Annotated in this window: 14 protein-coding genes and 1 other RNA gene; 11 read left to right on the top strand and 4 right to left on the bottom strand. The window is 38.4% G+C overall.

Features of this window, described 5'->3' with window-relative positions:
* The first annotated feature begins 40 nt into the window (after positions 1-40).
* Positions 41-1,186 carry a cysteine desulfurase family protein gene (locus tag DN064_RS12515; protein ID WP_115463009.1) on the top strand — a complete coding sequence of 382 codons (1,146 nt, stop codon included), beginning with the start codon at positions 41-43 and terminating at the stop codon, positions 1,184-1,186.
* Here the strand turns inward: DN064_RS12515 and DN064_RS12510 are convergent.
* Positions 1,183-3,648 (bottom strand): TonB-dependent receptor, encoded by a 2,466-nt coding sequence (locus tag DN064_RS12510; protein WP_115463008.1) that lies wholly within the window; start codon positions 3,646-3,648, stop codon positions 1,183-1,185. The genes DN064_RS12515 and DN064_RS12510 overlap by 4 nt on opposite strands.
* A gap of 9 nt (positions 3,649-3,657) precedes the next feature.
* Positions 3,658-5,355 (bottom strand): M23 family metallopeptidase, encoded by a 1,698-nt coding sequence (locus DN064_RS12505; protein WP_115463007.1) that lies wholly within the window; start codon positions 5,353-5,355, stop codon positions 3,658-3,660.
* 153 nt (positions 5,356-5,508) lie between these two features.
* Here DN064_RS12505 and DN064_RS12500 point away from each other — a divergent pair, with 153 nt between their 5' ends.
* The 4 genes from DN064_RS12500 (at position 5,509) to rny (ending at position 7,912) form a co-directional block, all read left to right on the top strand.
* Positions 5,509-5,799, top strand: a complete 291-nt coding sequence (locus DN064_RS12500; RefSeq protein ID WP_115463006.1) for a hypothetical protein — start codon at positions 5,509-5,511, stop codon at positions 5,797-5,799.
* Positions 5,800-5,811: 12 nt separating this feature from the next.
* Entirely contained in the window at positions 5,812-6,099 is a 288-nt protein-coding gene (locus tag DN064_RS12495; protein ID WP_115463005.1) for a cell division protein ZapA, read from the top strand.
* Positions 6,100-6,154: 55 nt separating this feature from the next.
* Positions 6,155-6,281: non-coding RNA, 6S RNA (ssrS, locus tag DN064_RS12490), on the top strand.
* 59 nt (positions 6,282-6,340) lie between these two features.
* Positions 6,341-7,912: a ribonuclease Y gene (gene rny, locus DN064_RS12485; RefSeq protein WP_115463004.1), complete on the top strand. Its 1,572-nt coding sequence runs from the start codon at positions 6,341-6,343 to the stop codon at positions 7,910-7,912.
* Between the two features lie 47 nt (positions 7,913-7,959).
* On the opposite strand, the gene xerD is transcribed toward rny, so the two are convergent.
* Entirely contained in the window at positions 7,960-8,862 is a 903-nt protein-coding gene (gene xerD / locus DN064_RS12480) for a site-specific tyrosine recombinase XerD (protein ID WP_115463003.1), read from the bottom strand.
* A gap of 153 nt (positions 8,863-9,015) precedes the next feature.
* On the opposite strand from xerD, the gene DN064_RS12475 reads away from it, so the two are divergent.
* The 4 genes from DN064_RS12475 to DN064_RS12460 all read left to right on the top strand — a co-directional run bounded on the left by DN064_RS12475 (position 9,016) and on the right by DN064_RS12460 (position 11,456).
* On the top strand, positions 9,016-9,501 hold the full coding sequence (locus DN064_RS12475; protein ID WP_115463002.1) for a hypothetical protein: 486 nt from the start codon (positions 9,016-9,018) through the stop codon (positions 9,499-9,501).
* Between the two features lie 144 nt (positions 9,502-9,645).
* Entirely contained in the window at positions 9,646-10,278 is a 633-nt protein-coding gene (locus tag DN064_RS12470) for a porin family protein (RefSeq protein WP_115463001.1), read from the top strand.
* A 59-nt stretch (positions 10,279-10,337) separates the two neighbouring features.
* On the top strand, positions 10,338-10,751 hold the full coding sequence (gene aroQ, locus DN064_RS12465; RefSeq protein WP_115463000.1) for a type II 3-dehydroquinate dehydratase: 414 nt from the start codon (positions 10,338-10,340) through the stop codon (positions 10,749-10,751).
* Positions 10,752-11,456: a Dph6-related ATP pyrophosphatase gene (locus tag DN064_RS12460; protein WP_115462999.1), complete on the top strand. Its 705-nt coding sequence runs from the start codon at positions 10,752-10,754 to the stop codon at positions 11,454-11,456.
* A gap of 45 nt (positions 11,457-11,501) precedes the next feature.
* Here DN064_RS12460 and lpdA read toward each other — a convergent pair whose 3' ends face one another.
* Positions 11,502-12,878, bottom strand: coding sequence for a dihydrolipoyl dehydrogenase (gene lpdA / locus DN064_RS12455; protein ID WP_115462998.1), 1,377 nt, complete (start codon positions 12,876-12,878; stop codon positions 11,502-11,504).
* A gap of 266 nt (positions 12,879-13,144) precedes the next feature.
* Here lpdA and DN064_RS12450 point away from each other — a divergent pair, with 266 nt between their 5' ends.
* Together DN064_RS12450 and DN064_RS12445 are read left to right on the top strand one after the other, a co-directional pair.
* On the top strand, positions 13,145-15,082 hold the full coding sequence (locus DN064_RS12450; protein WP_115462997.1) for an alpha-1,4-glucan--maltose-1-phosphate maltosyltransferase: 1,938 nt from the start codon (positions 13,145-13,147) through the stop codon (positions 15,080-15,082).
* A gap of 2 nt (positions 15,083-15,084) precedes the next feature.
* Positions 15,085-16,719: a maltokinase N-terminal cap-like domain-containing protein gene (locus DN064_RS12445; RefSeq protein WP_115462996.1), complete on the top strand. Its 1,635-nt coding sequence runs from the start codon at positions 15,085-15,087 to the stop codon at positions 16,717-16,719.

Below are 16,719 nucleotides of genomic sequence, written 5' to 3'. Positions count from 1 at the left end.
TATAGGCTGGAAATAATTATAATTCTTCTAATTTTGCGGTATGAATCCTATCTATTTAGACAATGCTGCCACGACGCAAATTCGCCCAGAAGTAGTGGAAACTATGACCAGGGTATTATCAGATACCTTTGGTAATGCCTCCTCCACCCACAGTTTTGGGCGGTCTGCTAAAGCCATTCTGGAACAATGCCGTAAGACCATTGCCTCTTATTTTAATGCACAGGCCTCTGAGATTATTTTTACTTCAGGTGGCACTGAGGCTGATAATCTGGCTATGAGGAGTGCGGTAAGGGATTTAGACGTGGTACGTATTATAACCTCCAAAATAGAACACCACGCTGTTCTACATACTGCTGAGGCACTCGCTAGTGAATATCAAATAGACCTTGTCTTTGTTAACCTTAATGACAAGGGGCAAGTGGATCTAACTCATTTGGAAGATTTATTAATCGATGGGAAAAAGACTTTGGTGTCCCTGATGCATATTAATAACGAAATTGGGAATATCCTGCCACTTCAGGCCGTAGCTGAATTGTGCAAGACGCATGACGCCCTGTTTCATAGCGATATGGTACAATCAGTAGGACATTTTAAAGTAGATATGGAAGCCGTGCCTGTGGATTTTTTTGCGGCGAGTGCCCATAAATTCCATGGACCTAAAGGTGTTGGGTTTTGTTATGCACGTAAGCATTCTGGTTTAAGAGCATCCATTCTTGGCGGCGAACAAGAACGAGGTGTTCGTGCGGGTACAGAATCCATCCATAATATTGCGGGCATGGATAAGGCCCTGGAATTATCTTATGCCGAACTGGAAACCGAACGTGATTATATATTGAGTTTAAAAAGACATTTTATTGACAGCCTTAGAGTGCAGGTTCCGGACATTCAATTCAATGGCTTGTCTTCTAACCTGGATGAGAGTACCTATACGTTGGTTAATGTGCGTCTGCCTATTGGTGCCGATAGAGCTAGTTTACTCCAGTTTCAGTTAGACCTTAAAGGTATTGCTTGTTCCAAGGGCTCTGCTTGCCAAAGTGGTAGTGTTGGACAATCACACGTACTGGAAGCCATCTTGTCCGAGGCTGAACTGCAAAATCCGTCCTTGCGGTTTTCCTTTAGCAAATTCAATACTAAAGACGAGATTGAAACTACTGTTCAGGTAATTTCTGATTTTCTTAATGCTTAGAAGCGCGCTGAAAGTCGTACGTTAAAGACCCTAGGAGTTAAAAAGTTGGGTATGGCATACTGTACTTTGGTATAAACGTCGCGTACCCAGGTATTGGTAATGGAATTCTGATTATCGAAAATATTATAGATCTCCGCTCCTAAAGACAGATATTTAAAAGCCGACTTCCACCGTGCCTTATATGTTCTGTTTTGATCTACCAGTACATAATTGAAACCAACATCTGCACGTCTATAGTCCGGTAAACGGAACTGGAAATTATATGGGTCGGCATAGCTGGGTGAACCACCAGGTACTCCCGTATTATATACCAAATTGAGATATACTTTAAGATCGGGAATATTAGGCATGTAATCCTGAAACAGAACTCCAAATTTTAAACGTTGGTCTGTGGGTCGTGCAATGTAACCCCGATTATCAATGTTCTCTTCGGTCTTTAAATAGCCAAAACTAAACCACGATTCGGTACCAGGAACAAATTCCCCGTTGAGTCGCATATCCAATCCATAAGCATAGGCCACAGCATTGTTGCGGGCACGGTAGCGGATACGTACATTTTCTATGGTGTAAGGATTAACATCCCACATCCCTTTGTAGTAGGCCTCAGTGACCAGTTTAAAAGGACGATCCCACATTTCGAAGCTGTATTCATGACCCAGGACCACATGAAACGACTGTTGTGCCTTCACCTCAGGTCGTACAGTTCCGGTTGAATCTCTTAGTTCTCTGTAAAACGGTGGCTGGGAATAGAGCCCGCCGGCCACACGAAATAGCATGTCTGATTTCCAATTGGGCTTGATAGCCAATTGCCCTCTGGGACTGATAGTAGTCTGTGAGACACTGCTAATGTTTTCTCCAGAGACGGTCCAATTGTGTGCACGGATCCCCAGATTATAAAACACTTCGTTATCACCCCAGGTGGTGTTTTTGGAATATTGAGCAAAGGCCTGAAGACGATTGATCTGTACATTGTTTAGAGCCCTAATACTCTGAAACGGTACTATGGGCCCGGTAAAAGGTTCGTAAGGCTGTTGATTGCTTTGGCCTGCAATAGGCGGTCTAATAGAGAATCCTGCCGAATCAATAACTTCCCATTCAACCAGTCGATCTCTTATGTCTTCATGGGTGTATTTAACAGACCATTCGATGGTGCTGTTGTCATCTGGTTTGGTATCCCCACGATGTTCCACATTGATAATAAGGGCATCTAGATTGTTACGCGCATGGTTTAATTGGGAGCCTATGCCTTCGCTGAATTCAACTTCCCCTAAATTTTCATCTCCAATATTGTTATTCACTTCTCCTAAGCGGTATCTGGCCAAAATATCAAAGTATTCCTGTTCTGTGGTATGAAATGCAGAGGCAATCAGCTTTAAGTTGGTCTTGGAGTTAAGGAAATAATGTCCTTTAAAAGCCCCAAATGCGGTGTTGTATTCATCTTGTTCCTGACCATCATAAACCACTAAAAGTGCTATTGGGTCCTGTATGGTGCCAAAATTAGTCTGTCTATTGCGAGGTTTAAAATTATACTGGTTAGAGGATAAGGTTCCTAAAAAACTCAAATGAAACTTGTCTGAAAATCGGTAAGTAAGGTAGGATTGTACGTCGACAAAAACCGGTTCTACGATGCCTTCAGTTTCAAGACTGTTTAACAAGAGGCTATTATCTCTGTAGCGAGCCCCAATAATGTATGAGAATTTAGAATCCTTGGTAATACCTTCAACAGCAAGACTGGCGCCTAACAGACTTAGATCGGCCCGGACACCAAAATTCAGAGGATTCTTATAAGTAATGTCTAATGTTGACGAAAGTTTATCTCCATATTTAGCTTGAAATCCACCTGCTGAAAAATCGACATTTTGTACCATGTCAGGATTTACAAAACTCAATCCTTCCTGATTACCAGAACGGATCAGGAACGGACGGTAGACTTCTATCTCATTGACATACACCAGGTTTTCATCAAAATTACCACCTCGCACCGAGTACTGTGTGCTAAGCTCATTGGAGATGTTAACTCCAGGTAAAGTCTTTAAAATGTTTTCAATACCAGGTTGGGCTCCTTTTATAGTTCTGATAGTTTCTGGTGAAATGCTGACAATTCCATCTACCTGTTGTCTCGTATTGGTATTAATAACCACTTCAGACATTTGAACCGTATCCAGATTTAGCACTGGATTAAATTCCAACTCCTGACCATTTTTTAGATTGAAAGTGGCTTCAAGACGTTTGAAGGTAAGGTGTGAAAATACTAATGTAACATCCGTGTCAGCAGGTATTTTGATGGTGTAAAAGCCATTTTCGTTACTAGTTGTTCCTTTATCAGCACCATAACTAACATTAACGTCTGGAATGGGTTGATTGTTTTCATCTAGAATAACTCCTCTTAGCGTACCTGTCTGCGCAGACACTGATAAGGTCAACAATAAAAAGAAGAGAAATAAAGTCCAGGAGGCTTTCAAATAGAAAACTTATTTTCTGTAAAACACTGCATCAAATGTAGAACTATTTCCAACATTATCTGTAACAATGACTTTTAAATTATTAGTGGTTTCATTTATGACCTCGTCATTGAAATCGTGGACGAGCATTCCCGTTTTATAATCGTATTCCATTAAAATCCATTTGCCATTAACAGTGGCTCTATAGTTGCTAATTCCACTTTCCTTATCTGAAATTTTTAGTTTTAAGTAGCGGTAATTACTTAACCATTTCTTATTTTGAAAATTAACAGGTTTTATTTTGGGTGCTTCGGTATCGGAGGCTAATACAAAGCTACCAAGTGTTTTGGTTCTGGCCGATAGTTCGTTTCCTTTTCTGGTAGCTCCAATGTAGCTGGGCTTTTTATAATAACCATACAGACGGGCAATGTAGAGGTGATCAATATCCTTGTCTTGATAAGCATCTAGATTGTAACTTATGGAAAAGTTTTTTTGCATAGGCACTCTATCAACGTCCAGAAACAAGGTATCTGCACTGTACTTAAAACTGATATTGGTATCTTCATAAACTGTATTAGGGTAGAAGGTTACCGTACTGTTTTGCCCCTGAAGATAGGTGGTGGCACTTTCGCTAATTGTATGTTTGGCTGTATTGTTTTCCTTGGCTTTTGGTAGCATTTCTCCGTTCAATCCATGAATTGGAATTCGGACAGAGGCTGTGTTGTCATCAAAGTCTTTTACTAGAATTTTATATACAGAAAACGTACTGTCTTCAATTTTGCAGTAGCCATTATTATCCAGATTAGTTATAAGTGATAAGGGATTGTTTTTTTCAAGAAACAATTTTTGAATACGTCGATTTTTGTCCTTGTACACGGCATAATCAATAAAACGGTTTAAATGTTTAGTCTCACTGAAACTAAAGCGTTTAAAGTCGACTTCTAGTTTATCAGTTCCATTGAACCTTGTCTTAATATGGGAGAGTCCATTTTTATTTGGTGCCAGATCTTGCTGGTCATAACTTACAATACCAAAGCCAATTTCACCATACGCTGTAATTTTCTCCGTCTGATAGACTCCATTGGCAGCAGGAATTAAGCGCAATTGTTGTACTTCATTTTTACCATTAATTAAGGCCTGATCATCTCTAGGGTAGGCATAAACATTGGTAATTCTAGGTCGTTTGCTGTCTTTAGCTTTGACCCCAAATAGCATAGGATTGATGGGACGTTCCTGATTATCTCTAATTTCGAAATGTAAATGTGGGCCTCCAGAACCTCCTGTATTACCCGAATAACCAACGAGTTCTCCCTGATCCACTAGTAATTCAGTGTTTTTTGGAAAGGTCTCTACTTCAAAAGATTCTTTGTCGTACTGCAGCTTTTTAATAAAGCCTTCAATCTTTGGGCCGAATTTTTGTAAGTGTGCATAAACAGTAGTGTAACCGTTGGGGTGCGTAATATATAGTGCTTTCCCATATCCAAAATGGGAAATTTTTATGCGACTTACGTAGCCGTCTGCAGAGGCATTAACCTTAACTCCTTCTTTGCCTTTGGTTTTTATATCAATACCTGAATGAAAATGATTGGAGCGCAACTCAGCAAAAGATCCTGATAAAATTATAGGGATGTCCATTGGACTTTGAAAGTAATCCTGAGGGTAAGGATTCTGCGCACTCAGTGAGGTGTAAATGAGGGTAAGAAATAAAAAATTAAAGACTTTAGGCATAAATGCGAAAATATTAATTTGAACAGCCCTGAGCAACAGATACTTTGGCAATTTTCAGACTTATTAACGCTTGCTAATCAAAATTTATTCCAAAAGAATTGGGTTTTCTCGTGAGGTATTTTAATTTTGTTTAAGCAGTATTGTTTTACTTTAATGAGCAAAATTGAGGAAATTGTTGATGCTTTAGAGAATAAGATTAGTAAGATTCTCCACAAGCAAGAGGTTTTAAAACAAACCAATGCTAAACTAACAGAACAATTGCAACAACAAGAACAACAACTATTGCAGTACCAGGATGAAATAACTGAATGGACTGAAAAGTATGAAACGCTCAAGACTGTAAACAGTATGCTGGGTAGTGACGAGAATAAACGAGAAACGAAGCTCAAAATAAATTCATTAATTCGGGAGATTGATCAGTGTATTGCTCAATTGGCCGAATAAGAATTAGAGGATATGGCTGAACCATTAAAAATAAAGCTTTCAATTGCTAATAGGGTTTATCCATTGACCATTGCACCGAGTCAGGAAGAGGGGTTGCGTAAGGCAGCTAAGAAGATAGAGGGGATGATTGGTCAGTTTGAGCAGAATTATTCGGTACGAGATAAGCAAGATGTTTTGGCCATGTGTGCTTTGCAGTTTGCAGCTCAGGTAGAGCAAAAATCTTTAGATAAAGCCTATGTTAATGAAGAGGTTGAAGACAAGTTAAAAGCTTTAAATCAATTGCTTTCAGAACATATTTAGGCACGTTCTTTAAATAAAATATGGTTACTGCCTACATCAGTTAGATGTTTGATAAACTCAACGCTAATTCTTTAAAAAGGGTGAGTTGAAGTTGTAAAATCGAGCTGCCATTTATCGTTATACGGTACTTCGGGCAGATTTTTGATCAGCTTGTTAGCCCTAAACTTGTTTTTAAGGAGTTTATACAAAATCCAAAACTGATGTAGGCTTTTTTTATAGATACAATTAACTAAACTAACAGATGGATACAAGCATAATCGCAATAGGTGCTGCCGTCCTTGGAATCATAATTGGGTTTGTAATTGCTAAAGCCTTAGAAAAAGGAAAAGCATCACAAATCTTAAGAGAAGCCAGGAAAGATGCAGAGACTATTGTTAAGGAAGCCAAGGTAGAAGGAGAGAGCTTACGCAAGGAGAAAGAGCTTAAGGCAAAGGAAAAATTTATAGAACTTAAAGCGGAACATGAAAAGGTAATCCTGACCAGGGATAAAAAAATGGCTGAGGCCGAAAAACGAATTAGAGATAAAGAATCTCAGGTCTCTAATGAACTTTCTAAAGGTAAAAAGTCTAACCAAAAGTTAGACGAAAAAATAAAAGACTACGACTTTAGATTGGAGTTTCTTGAAAAGAAAAAGGTAGAGTTGGAAAAGGCTCATAAAAGCCAAATCAAACAGCTTGAAGTTATTTCCTCATTATCAGCTGAAGAGGCTAAGGAACAATTGATTGAATCACTTAAGGAAGAGGCCAAAACAGATGCTATGGCATTTATACAAGATCGATTGGAAGAGGCTAAATTAACTGCACAGCAAGAAGCTAAGAAGATTATAATTAACACCATTCAACGTGTTGGTACTGAGGAGGCTATTGATAATTGTGTTTCTGTATTTAATATTGAATCAGATGATATTAAAGGGCGGATTATTGGTCGAGAAGGAAGAAACATTAGAGCTATTGAAGCGGCAACCGGGGTAGAGATTATTGTTGATGACACTCCAGAAGCCATTATCTTGTCTTGTTTTGATTCTGTGCGACGTGAAGTAGCCCGATTATCTCTTCACAAATTGGTGACAGACGGACGTATTCACCCTGCTCGAATTGAGGAGGTGGTTAAAAAGACTGAGCGTCAAATAGAGCAAGAAATTATTGAGGTTGGTAAGCGCACAGTCATTGACTTAGGTATTCACGGTTTACATCCTGAATTAATTAAGATGGTTGGACGCATGAAGTACCGTTCGTCTTATGGTCAGAACTTATTACAACACTCTCGTGAGGTAGCTAAGCTTTGTGGTATTATGGCGGCAGAATTAGGCTTGAACCCTAAATTGGCTAAGCGTGCCGGATTACTTCATGATATTGGAAAAGTACCATCCTCCGAAGCAGATATGGAAACTCCACATGCCATCTTGGGAATGCAATGGGCCCAGAAATATGGTGAGAAGAAAGAAGTGTGCAATGCTATTGGTGCCCACCACGATGAGATAGAGATGACAACGTTGATTTCACCTATTATTCAGGTTTGTGATGCTATTTCAGGTGCTAGACCTGGTGCTAGAAGACAAGTGCTGGATTCTTACATGCAACGTCTTAAAGATCTTGAGGATGTGGCCTTTGGATTTAACGGGGTTAAGAAGGCCTATGCTATTCAAGCAGGTCGAGAATTGCGTGTTATCGTTGAAAGTGAAAAGGTAAGTGATGATAAAGCGGCAGGATTGTCTTTTGAAATATCGCAGAAGATCCAAACGGACATGACCTATCCGGGTCAGGTAAAGGTTACGGTGATAAGAGAGACACGTGCCGTTAATATTGCTAAATAACTCATCTAAAACTATACTAGGTAAAGGCGTGCGAAAGCATGCCTTTTTTATTTAGTTCTAGGATGAAAGGTATTAAGGATCTTTGTAAGGTGACGTCGGTCCATATGGGTATAAATTTCAGTAGTGGTAATACTCTCATGACCTAACATCATTTGAATAGCGCGCAGGTCAGCGCCGTTCTCAAGTAGGTGGGTCGCAAATGAATGTCTGAAGGTGTGAGGTGATACTTTTTTATTTAGTCCTGAGGCACTATTCAGTTGTTTGATAATAGTGAAGATCATGGCTCTAGTTAACTGTTTACCACGTCTGTTGAGGAATAAAATATCGGAAGCGCTATAATCTATCGCCATATGACTTCTAATCTCATGGATATATAAATTAATATACTTTTGTGTATGCGGTCCAATAGGGATTAGGCGTTCTTTGTTGCCCTTACCTTGTACTTTTATAAAACCTTCTTCAAAGAATAGATCTGATAGCTTTAGATTAATGAGTTCACTTACCCTGAGGCCACAGCCATAAAGGGTTTCTAAAATAGCCCTATTTCGCTCGCCCTGTGGTTTGGAAAGATCAATTGCACTAATTAATTGATCGATTTCCGCCGTTGAAAGGGTGTCTGGAAACTTTTGTCCCAATTTGGGAGATTCAATTAGGTCGGTAGGGTTTGTGGTTCGGATATCTTCAAAGATGAGATAATCAAAAAAGCTACGTAGGCCAGAGATGATGCGGGCCTGCGATCTCGGTTTTAGAGATTTTGAAATCTCATATATAAATTCCTGAATATGATCCTTGTCAATAGTTTTAGGCGATAACTGGTTGTCATTGCGTAACTGAACGTATTTAATGAGCCTGTTTAAATCAAACTCATAATTGTTGATAGTATTTTCGGAGAGCCCCCTTTCAATTTTCAGGTAGTTTTTATAATCACTAAGTGCTGTTTTCCAGGTCATTTATTAACCCTTTTTTAGAGGTGCTCCAGTTATCAATGAGGTGAAAATAGACAATAATAAAAAAGCAGCCTAATTGAACATTTTTAATTCTTCCGCTTCATTGCAATAAGACTCAAAGAAATTAGTTTAATTTTAAGCGCAATGAGAGTTATTATGAAGTATTTATTTTCCGTATTCTTTGTTTTATGCCTATCATCGTCAGTTTTAGCGCAAAATAAACTCCACCTAGGACTATCGGCTAATATTCCTATTGGTGATGCTAATAATTTTTCATCCTTCGCTCTAGCTGGTGATTTAAACTATCTGTTTGATGTTTCTGAGTACTGGGATGTGGGGCCATTTACTGGAACTTCATATGCTTTTGGAGAGCGTGTGGAAGGAATGCAGCTACAAGATGTGCAATTTGTGCCTTTTGGCGGAGCAGTACGATTTGAATTTCTGCCGCGTATCAACTTTGGATTGGATATTGGTTATGCCTGGGGTATAGGGTCTATTACAGATAGCGGACTTTATTTTTCCCCACGTGCTCAGGTCACAGTCACCAAGCGTATTGATATTGTTGCCGCTTATCGGGGTATAAGCCGCAGTGGTAGTTCCTGGGATATGATAGGGATTGGGGCTGAGTTTCTTTTAAATTAGCAGTTATTCCGTTTATACAGGTCTAAATTTCTTATTTCTTTGATTTTGAAGACCATAAATTAATTTCATCAATTTTATAAGAAAATTCTTTAATAATTTGTCCATTAAGAGTTACATTTGATTTAAACTTTTAACTCTTAATTCATGAATAAAACATTACAATTAGTTGGATTTTTAATTATAGTGATGACTTTTAATCTGTCATTTGCTCAAGCTTCAAAGGGTGATATAGAATTAGGATTTGGTGGCGGTATTAATTTCGCTACAATTTCCGATTTTGAAGGTGAAACCGCGAATGGTGGTTATACAGCCTTTAATATTGCCGCTTCAGGCGAGTATTACTTTTCTGATAGGTGGGGGATTAAAATGAGGCTAATCTATGATAATAAAGGTTGGGGTGACGGCTTTGTTACCGATGAAGAGTTTAATACTATAATTACAGATTTTAGATTGTCTTATCTATCAATTCCTGTTATGGCTAATTGGCATTTTGGAAAACGTAGAAACTGGTATTTAAACTTTGGTGGTTATGTTGGATTTTTAACTAGCGCCAAAGACACGACATTAAGTCTTGATGTCAAAGAATTGCTTAATAGTACTGATTTTGGTCTTACTTTAGGCATTGGGTATGCCTTTAGACTAAATGAAAGAACTCGACTCTTCATTGAGTATGATGAACAACTAGGTCTGAGCGATATTTTTGTAGAGAATCCCTTTACTAACTCCATTACCAATAGACGATCCTCCTTTAATTTAGGAGTATTATTTCAGTTATAAATTGAAGAACCGAGCATTTGACTCGGTTTTTTTTTTAAGGATAGTTATCTTTAAGCCCTATGAAACTTATCATCATTAACGGCCCAAACCTTAATCTATTAGGTAAACGGGAACCAGAAATTTATGGAAGTCTCACTTTCGATGACTATTTGCAAGAGCTAAAAAATAGCTACCCAGGGGTGAATTTTGACTATATACAGTCCAATATTGAAGGGGAGCTCATTGATGCCATTCAGAAAGCTGGATTTGATTATGATGGCATCATTTTAAATGCTGCTGCTTATACCCATACTTCTGTGGGCATTGGTGATGCTATAAAAGCCATAGAAACGCCGGTTATTGAGGTGCATATATCTAATACGTTTTCAAGGGAAGAATTTAGGCACCATTCTTACATATCCCCACATGTAAAGGGAGTAATTCTTGGTTTTGGTCTACAAAGCTATAAACTGGCGATAGAAAGTTTTTTATAAATGCATCCCAGTGTTTTCAATTGGAGTACCGGTAAGGACTCTGCTCTGGCTTTATACCACATACTAAACTCTAAAAATTATACGGTTGAATCTCTTGTAACTAATGTCAATCAAAATTTTAAGCGCGTTTCGATGCACGGTTTACAAGAGGAACTTCTTGATGTTCAGGCAGAAGCTATAGGATTACCACTAAAAAAAATCTTCTTCTCTGGGGATGTATCGATGGAAGCTTACAGCGAACAAATGAAAGATTTGGTAACCAAACTGATTTCTAGTGGTATTACTCATAGTATCTATGGGGATATATTTTTAGAAGATTTAAAGGACTTTAGGGAATCTATACACGAAGGTTATTCTATGGAACTAGTTTATCCTCTGTGGAAAAAAGATACTCGGGAGTTGCTTGAGGAGTTTATAGATTTAGGGTTTAAGGCGATACCTGTATGTATAAATGCTGATAAACTGGATCCTTCTTTTTTAGGCAGAATTATTGATAATGATTTTTTAAAGGACTTGCCCGAATATGTGGATCCTTGTGGTGAAAATGGCGAATTCCACACCTTTGTATACGACGGTCCTATTTTTAAGCGACCAGTTGGATTTGATGAAGGGGAAAAAGTATTGCGAACCTATGGCACGGCGTCTAACGATGATTCCAAATCCTGGGACACAAGATTTTGGTATTTGGATTTGATAGCAAAATAAAAAAGCGGCCATAAAGCCGCTTTAATATATTTAGAGAGCGTATTATTATAAATGAATTACTTCGTCGTAGGCGTCGGCCACAGCTTCCATTACCGCCTCACTCATGGTCGGGTGTGGGTGAACTGCCTTTAATACTTCATGTCCTGTGGTTTCCAGTTTTCTACCTAAAACGGCCTCCGCAATCATATCGGTGACACCAGTACCAATCATATGGCAGCCTAACCACTCACCATATTTGGCATCGAAAATCACCTTTACAAAACCTTCCTTATTACCACCAGCACTGGCTTTTCCGGACGCAGAGAATGGGAATTTACCAATCTTTACATCCAGTCCTTGTTCTTTGGCTTGAGCTTCAGTTAACCCAACACTAGCAACTTCTGGTGTGCAATAAGTACATCCAGGTATGTTGCCATAATCTATTGGTTCCACATGCATCCCTGCTATTTTTTCAACACACAAAATTCCTTCAGCAGAAGCAACGTGTGCCAAGGCTTGACCTGGTGTTACATCCCCAATAGCATAGTAACCAGGAATATTCGTTTGATAGTAAGGGTTAACAAGGATTTTATCTCTGTCTACGGCGATACCAACATCTTCCAATCCTATATTTTCAATATTTGATTTAATACCAACAGCAGATAAAACAATATCAGCCTCTAATACCTCTTCTCCTTTTTTGGTTTTTACTGTGGCTTTAACTCCTGTTCCAGAAGTATCTACAGAGGTGACTTCAGCTGAAGTCATTATCTTAATGCCGTTCTTTTTAAAACTACGCTCTAGTTGTTTGGACACCTCGTCATCTTCAACAGGTACAATTTTGGGCATATATTCAACGATGGTAACTTCAGTTCCCATAGAATTGTAGAAGTAGGCAAATTCTACTCCAATGGCACCAGATCCAACAACAATCATTTTCTTTGGTTGTTTTTCAAGGGTCATGGCCTTTCTGTAGCCAATAACCTTTTTACCGTCCTGAGGTAAACTTGGCAACTCACGAGAACGCGCTCCAGTCGCAATGATTATATGATCAGCTTCATAGTCGGTACCTTCTACTTCCACCTTTTTACCAGGTTTTATTTTCCCATAGCCTTCAATAACATCGATTTTGTTCTTTTTCATTAAGAACTTAACCCCGTTACTCATACCATCAGCAACTCCACGACTACGCTTAACAACTGCATCAAAATCGTGCTCAGCATCCTTCACTTTAAGACCGTAATCTTCAGCATGTTTTAAATATTCGAACACCTGTGCTGATTTTAATAAAGCTTTGGTTGGAATACAGCCCCAATTCAAACAAACACCACCTAAACTCTCTTTTTCTACTATAGCAGTTTTAAACCCAAGTTGACTTGCTCTAATTGCTGTTACATAGCCTCCGGGACCACTTCCAAGTACTATAATATCGTATTTACTCATGTGAAGATTATTAATAATTTTTCAGGCTACGAATTTACAAAACCTAAATGTATTATTAAACAACAAAAAGGGATATCACCCAGACGTATCATTAAGCCCAATTGGATCAAAATCTTTAAAAACCAATCATATTTTAAATTAGAATTAATATGAATTAATTACGCAATCGTTGTAATATGTTGATAAGCTCAATAATAGACTCAAGTGTCTAGGAGTCAAGCCTAATTTTATTAATTTCGAAATCTGAACGCAAATTTTTTCCAATAATGCAAAATCAAAAGCGAGTTGTTGTTGATTATGTATCGCCTCAAATTAACGGTGGCGATTTTTTTATTAAGCGAATCGTAAACGAGGTTGTCCAGGTGGACGCTCATGTTCTCGTGGATGGCCATGATGTAATTGCTGCATCAGTACTTTACAAGCATGAGGATGCCAAAAATTGGAGCGAATCCAGAATGCAACTCCTTGTCAATGATGAATGGCAGGCGAGTTTTGTGGTGGAACGTCAAGGATTCTACACCTATAAAGTAGAAGCTTGGGTGGATTACGCTTTAAATTGGCAGCATGGTATTGAGCGAAAGATTGAAGACGGTCAAAAAGTAACCTCTGAACTTTTAGAGGGAATCACCTATTTAAAACCGCTTTTAAACCGCGTTACAAAATCTGAAAAAGACTATTTAGAGTATTGCATTGGTGTTTTTGACAAGGAGTCAAGTTATGAGGAGGCTGTTGAAGTTGCTAAAAGTGCAGAGCTTCATAATTTGTTTATCAAGTATCCAGAGAAGTTTCTCTCCAATACATCAAAGGATCTTAAGGTATATGTCGATCGTAAGAAGGCCCTCTTTAGTACATGGTATGAATTCTTTCCAAGATCAGCTTCAGAAGTAGAAGGGCAGCATGGCACCTTTAAGGATTGTGAGCGTTTATTACCAAGAATAGCAGAGATGGGGTTTGATACGCTCTATTTTCCTCCAGTACATCCAATTGGTTATGTGAATAGAAAAGGAAAAAACAACACGACAGAGGCATTTGAAGGAGACGTAGGATCTGCGTGGGGAATAGGATCTCCAGAAGGGGGGCACAAGGATATCCATCCGCAGTTAGGGACAGTTGAGGACTTTAAAAGATTAGTTGAGAAGGCAGCTGACTTGGGTATAGAGGTAGCTATGGATTATGCGCTTCAAGCTGCTCCTGATCATCCCTGGGTGACCGACCACCCTTCCTGGTTTAAATGGAGACCTGATGGTACCGTTCAATATGCCGAGAACCCTCCAAAGAAATATCAGGATATATTGCCCATTTATTGGGAAAGTGAAGATTATAAGGCGTTGTGGGATGAATGTCTGGATATATTAATGTATTGGATTGATTGCGGTATTAAAGTATTTAGAGTAGATAACCCCCATACCAAGCCATACTTCTTCTGGAATTGGATCATTTCTGAAGTCAAGAAAAAGCATCAGGATATAATCTTTTTGGCAGAGGCCTTCACCAAGCCAAAGGTGATGCAACAACTAGCAAAGCAGGGTTACTCTCAGTCGTATACCTATTTTACATGGCGAGTTACCAAGCACGAGTTAACAGAATATCTTACAGAATTGACCACAACGGATCAGCGTGAGTATATGCGACCAAATTTCTGGCCTAATACTCCGGACATTAACCCTTATCATTTGCAAGGAGCTAACGAAAGTCGATTTATACAGCGTTATGCTCTTGCGGCAACCATGAGTTCAAATATCGGTATTTATGGTCCTGTGTTTGAACAAATGATAAATGAGGCCATTCCTGGAAAAGAAGAGTATTACATGTCTGAGAAGTTTCAACTTTGTCATTATAACTGGGATGTTCAAAATAAATTGACGGCTGTGATTTCAAAAATCAATTCCATTAGGCACGAACAGCCAGCCCTTCAGCAGACTAATAACATACGATTCTGTCATATTGAAAATGATAACCTGATTGCTTTTTATAAGTGGAATCATGATAGAGCCAATGAATTATTAATTATAATAAGTTTGGATCCTTATTATGCTCAACAAGGAACAGTTCAAATACCATTAGGGGAATTTGGCATTCATACAGGGCAGCAAATAACCATTCAGGATCTTTTTACTGGAAACAGTTATAATTGGTATGATGAATGGAATTTTGTTGAGTTGCATCCTAGTTTGCCATTTCATATATTTAAGATTATTAAATAACAATGGCCAATAAGACTGCAAAAGCTAGCGCTTTAAAACAACCTCCCTATAATTTTGATGTCGTCTGGGAAGAACTTATGGAGAATGAAGATTTCGTAGAAATCTTTCTGTCAGAGGTTTTAGAAAAGTACATTATAAGGCAGCGGTGGTATGGCGGAAAATCCAGTAAGCTAAAGTACATTGAGTTATCCGAGTATTTTAGACTTCAGCACAAAGAAGAAGTATACTATGGCTTACTTCTGGAAGTTAATTTTGTGGAAGCTTTTTACCAACACTACTTTTTACCAATTGCCTTTGTTTCGGATGAAAGTTTTGCTCAGGCAGATCGCATTTTGCCGATTAGTATTCAAAATCAGGAAGGCTTTATCATTGAGGCGACCAACCTTGAATCTTTCAGAAAGGTAGTGTTTGAGCGTATCTTAAACGCGCTCCCAAATGACACCACTAGAGTTCAATACAATAAGAGTCATATTTTCAGGGATTGTCAGTATGAGTCGTCACGATTTATGGGACTTGAACAAAGTAATACCTCTATTGTTTACAATGAGAAATATGTTCTAAAGTTCTTTAGACGTATTTATGCTGATCGCAATCCAGATTATGAGATGAGTCGTTTCTTATCTGAAAAGAAAGAGTTTAAAAATACTCCAGCTTATTTAGGAAGTATTCAGATAAAGGATCATGAAGGGACCAATATTACGATTGGATTAATGCAGGAAATGGTCCCTAATCAAGGTGATGCATGGGATTATATGCAGAAAGAAATTGATAAGGTATTTCGTAATCTAGAATATAAAAACATTCAAATATCACGTTTGCCAAAAACGATAGATTTTCATCGTATGGATATTAGGGACATTCCGCCTCAGATTATAGATTGGGCAGGATTAAATGTGTTTACTAAGATCCAGCAATTGGCTACAAGAACGGCTGAAATGCATATTGCCTTAGGTTCTGAATTTGAAGACACTGCCTTTACTCCAACCCGTTTTAATGGAGATTACACCGTGTGGTTGAAGAATCGTCTTTTGTACCAGTTTCAGAATCGTTTGAATGCTGTTGAAAATAACCTGCATAAATTGGATGGTCTGGCCTTGGATCTAGCAGAAGAGTTTCTTGAAAAGAAAAATGACATAAGAAAACGCTTCGTTCAGTTTGATTGGACTAAATTAAAAAGTGAACGACTAAGAGTACATGGAGATTATCACTTAGGGCAGATTCTTGTTAAGGATGATGATTTTTACATTCTTGACTTTGAAGGGGAGCCAGAGAGTACTATCAGAGATCGAAAGGTTAAGCAGCCACCTTTAAAGGATGTAGCTGGCTTGTTTAGGTCGTTTCATTATGCAATTTATGCGACTATTTTTAACAATGCAGAGACCTATAAAAATGATCAGGCAGAATTATTTGAAGCTGGTGAAATTTTATACCAGTATTTCGTTGGGCTGTTTCTGGGGACTTATGTTGTTGAAATTCAAAATGCCAATATCAATATTGGCTACGAGCAAGAGCGCTTGTTTTTATTAAAATATTCACTGTTAGAAAAGGCTGTTTATGAATTGGGCTACGAGCTCAATTCGCGTCCAAGATGGGCCGTTATTCCATTAAAAGGCATTTCTAATATTATTAATAACTAA

It is taken from the genome of Winogradskyella aurantiaca, from assembly GCF_003362725.1.
Lineage (GTDB): Bacteria > Bacteroidota > Bacteroidia > Flavobacteriales > Flavobacteriaceae > Winogradskyella_A > Winogradskyella_A aurantiaca.
Note: the sequence above shows the minus strand (reverse complement) of the source record. Positions and strands in the feature narration are given on the sequence as shown.

Coding starts and splice junctions, on each gene's coding strand:
- DN064_RS12500 (WP_115463006.1), top strand. CDS start 5,509: ATGAGCAAAATTGAGGAAATTGTTGATGCTTTAGAGAATAAGATTAGT.
- DN064_RS12495 (WP_115463005.1), top strand. CDS start 5,812: ATGGCTGAACCATTAAAAATAAAGCTTTCAATTGCTAATAGGGTTTAT.
- rny (WP_115463004.1), top strand. CDS start 6,341: ATGGATACAAGCATAATCGCAATAGGTGCTGCCGTCCTTGGAATCATA.
- DN064_RS12470 (WP_115463001.1), top strand. CDS start 9,646: ATGAATAAAACATTACAATTAGTTGGATTTTTAATTATAGTGATGACT.
- lpdA (WP_115462998.1), bottom strand. CDS start 12,878: ATGAGTAAATACGATATTATAGTACTTGGAAGTGGTCCCGGAGGCTAT.
- DN064_RS12450 (WP_115462997.1), top strand. CDS start 13,145: ATGCAAAATCAAAAGCGAGTTGTTGTTGATTATGTATCGCCTCAAATT.
- DN064_RS12460 (WP_115462999.1), top strand. CDS start 10,752: ATGCATCCCAGTGTTTTCAATTGGAGTACCGGTAAGGACTCTGCTCTG.
- DN064_RS12475 (WP_115463002.1), top strand. CDS start 9,016: ATGAAGTATTTATTTTCCGTATTCTTTGTTTTATGCCTATCATCGTCA.
- DN064_RS12515 (WP_115463009.1), top strand. CDS start 41: ATGAATCCTATCTATTTAGACAATGCTGCCACGACGCAAATTCGCCCA.
- aroQ (WP_115463000.1), top strand. CDS start 10,338: ATGAAACTTATCATCATTAACGGCCCAAACCTTAATCTATTAGGTAAA.
- xerD (WP_115463003.1), bottom strand. CDS start 8,862: ATGACCTGGAAAACAGCACTTAGTGATTATAAAAACTACCTGAAAATT.
- DN064_RS12505 (WP_115463007.1), bottom strand. CDS start 5,355: ATGCCTAAAGTCTTTAATTTTTTATTTCTTACCCTCATTTACACCTCA.
- DN064_RS12445 (WP_115462996.1), top strand. CDS start 15,085: ATGGCCAATAAGACTGCAAAAGCTAGCGCTTTAAAACAACCTCCCTAT.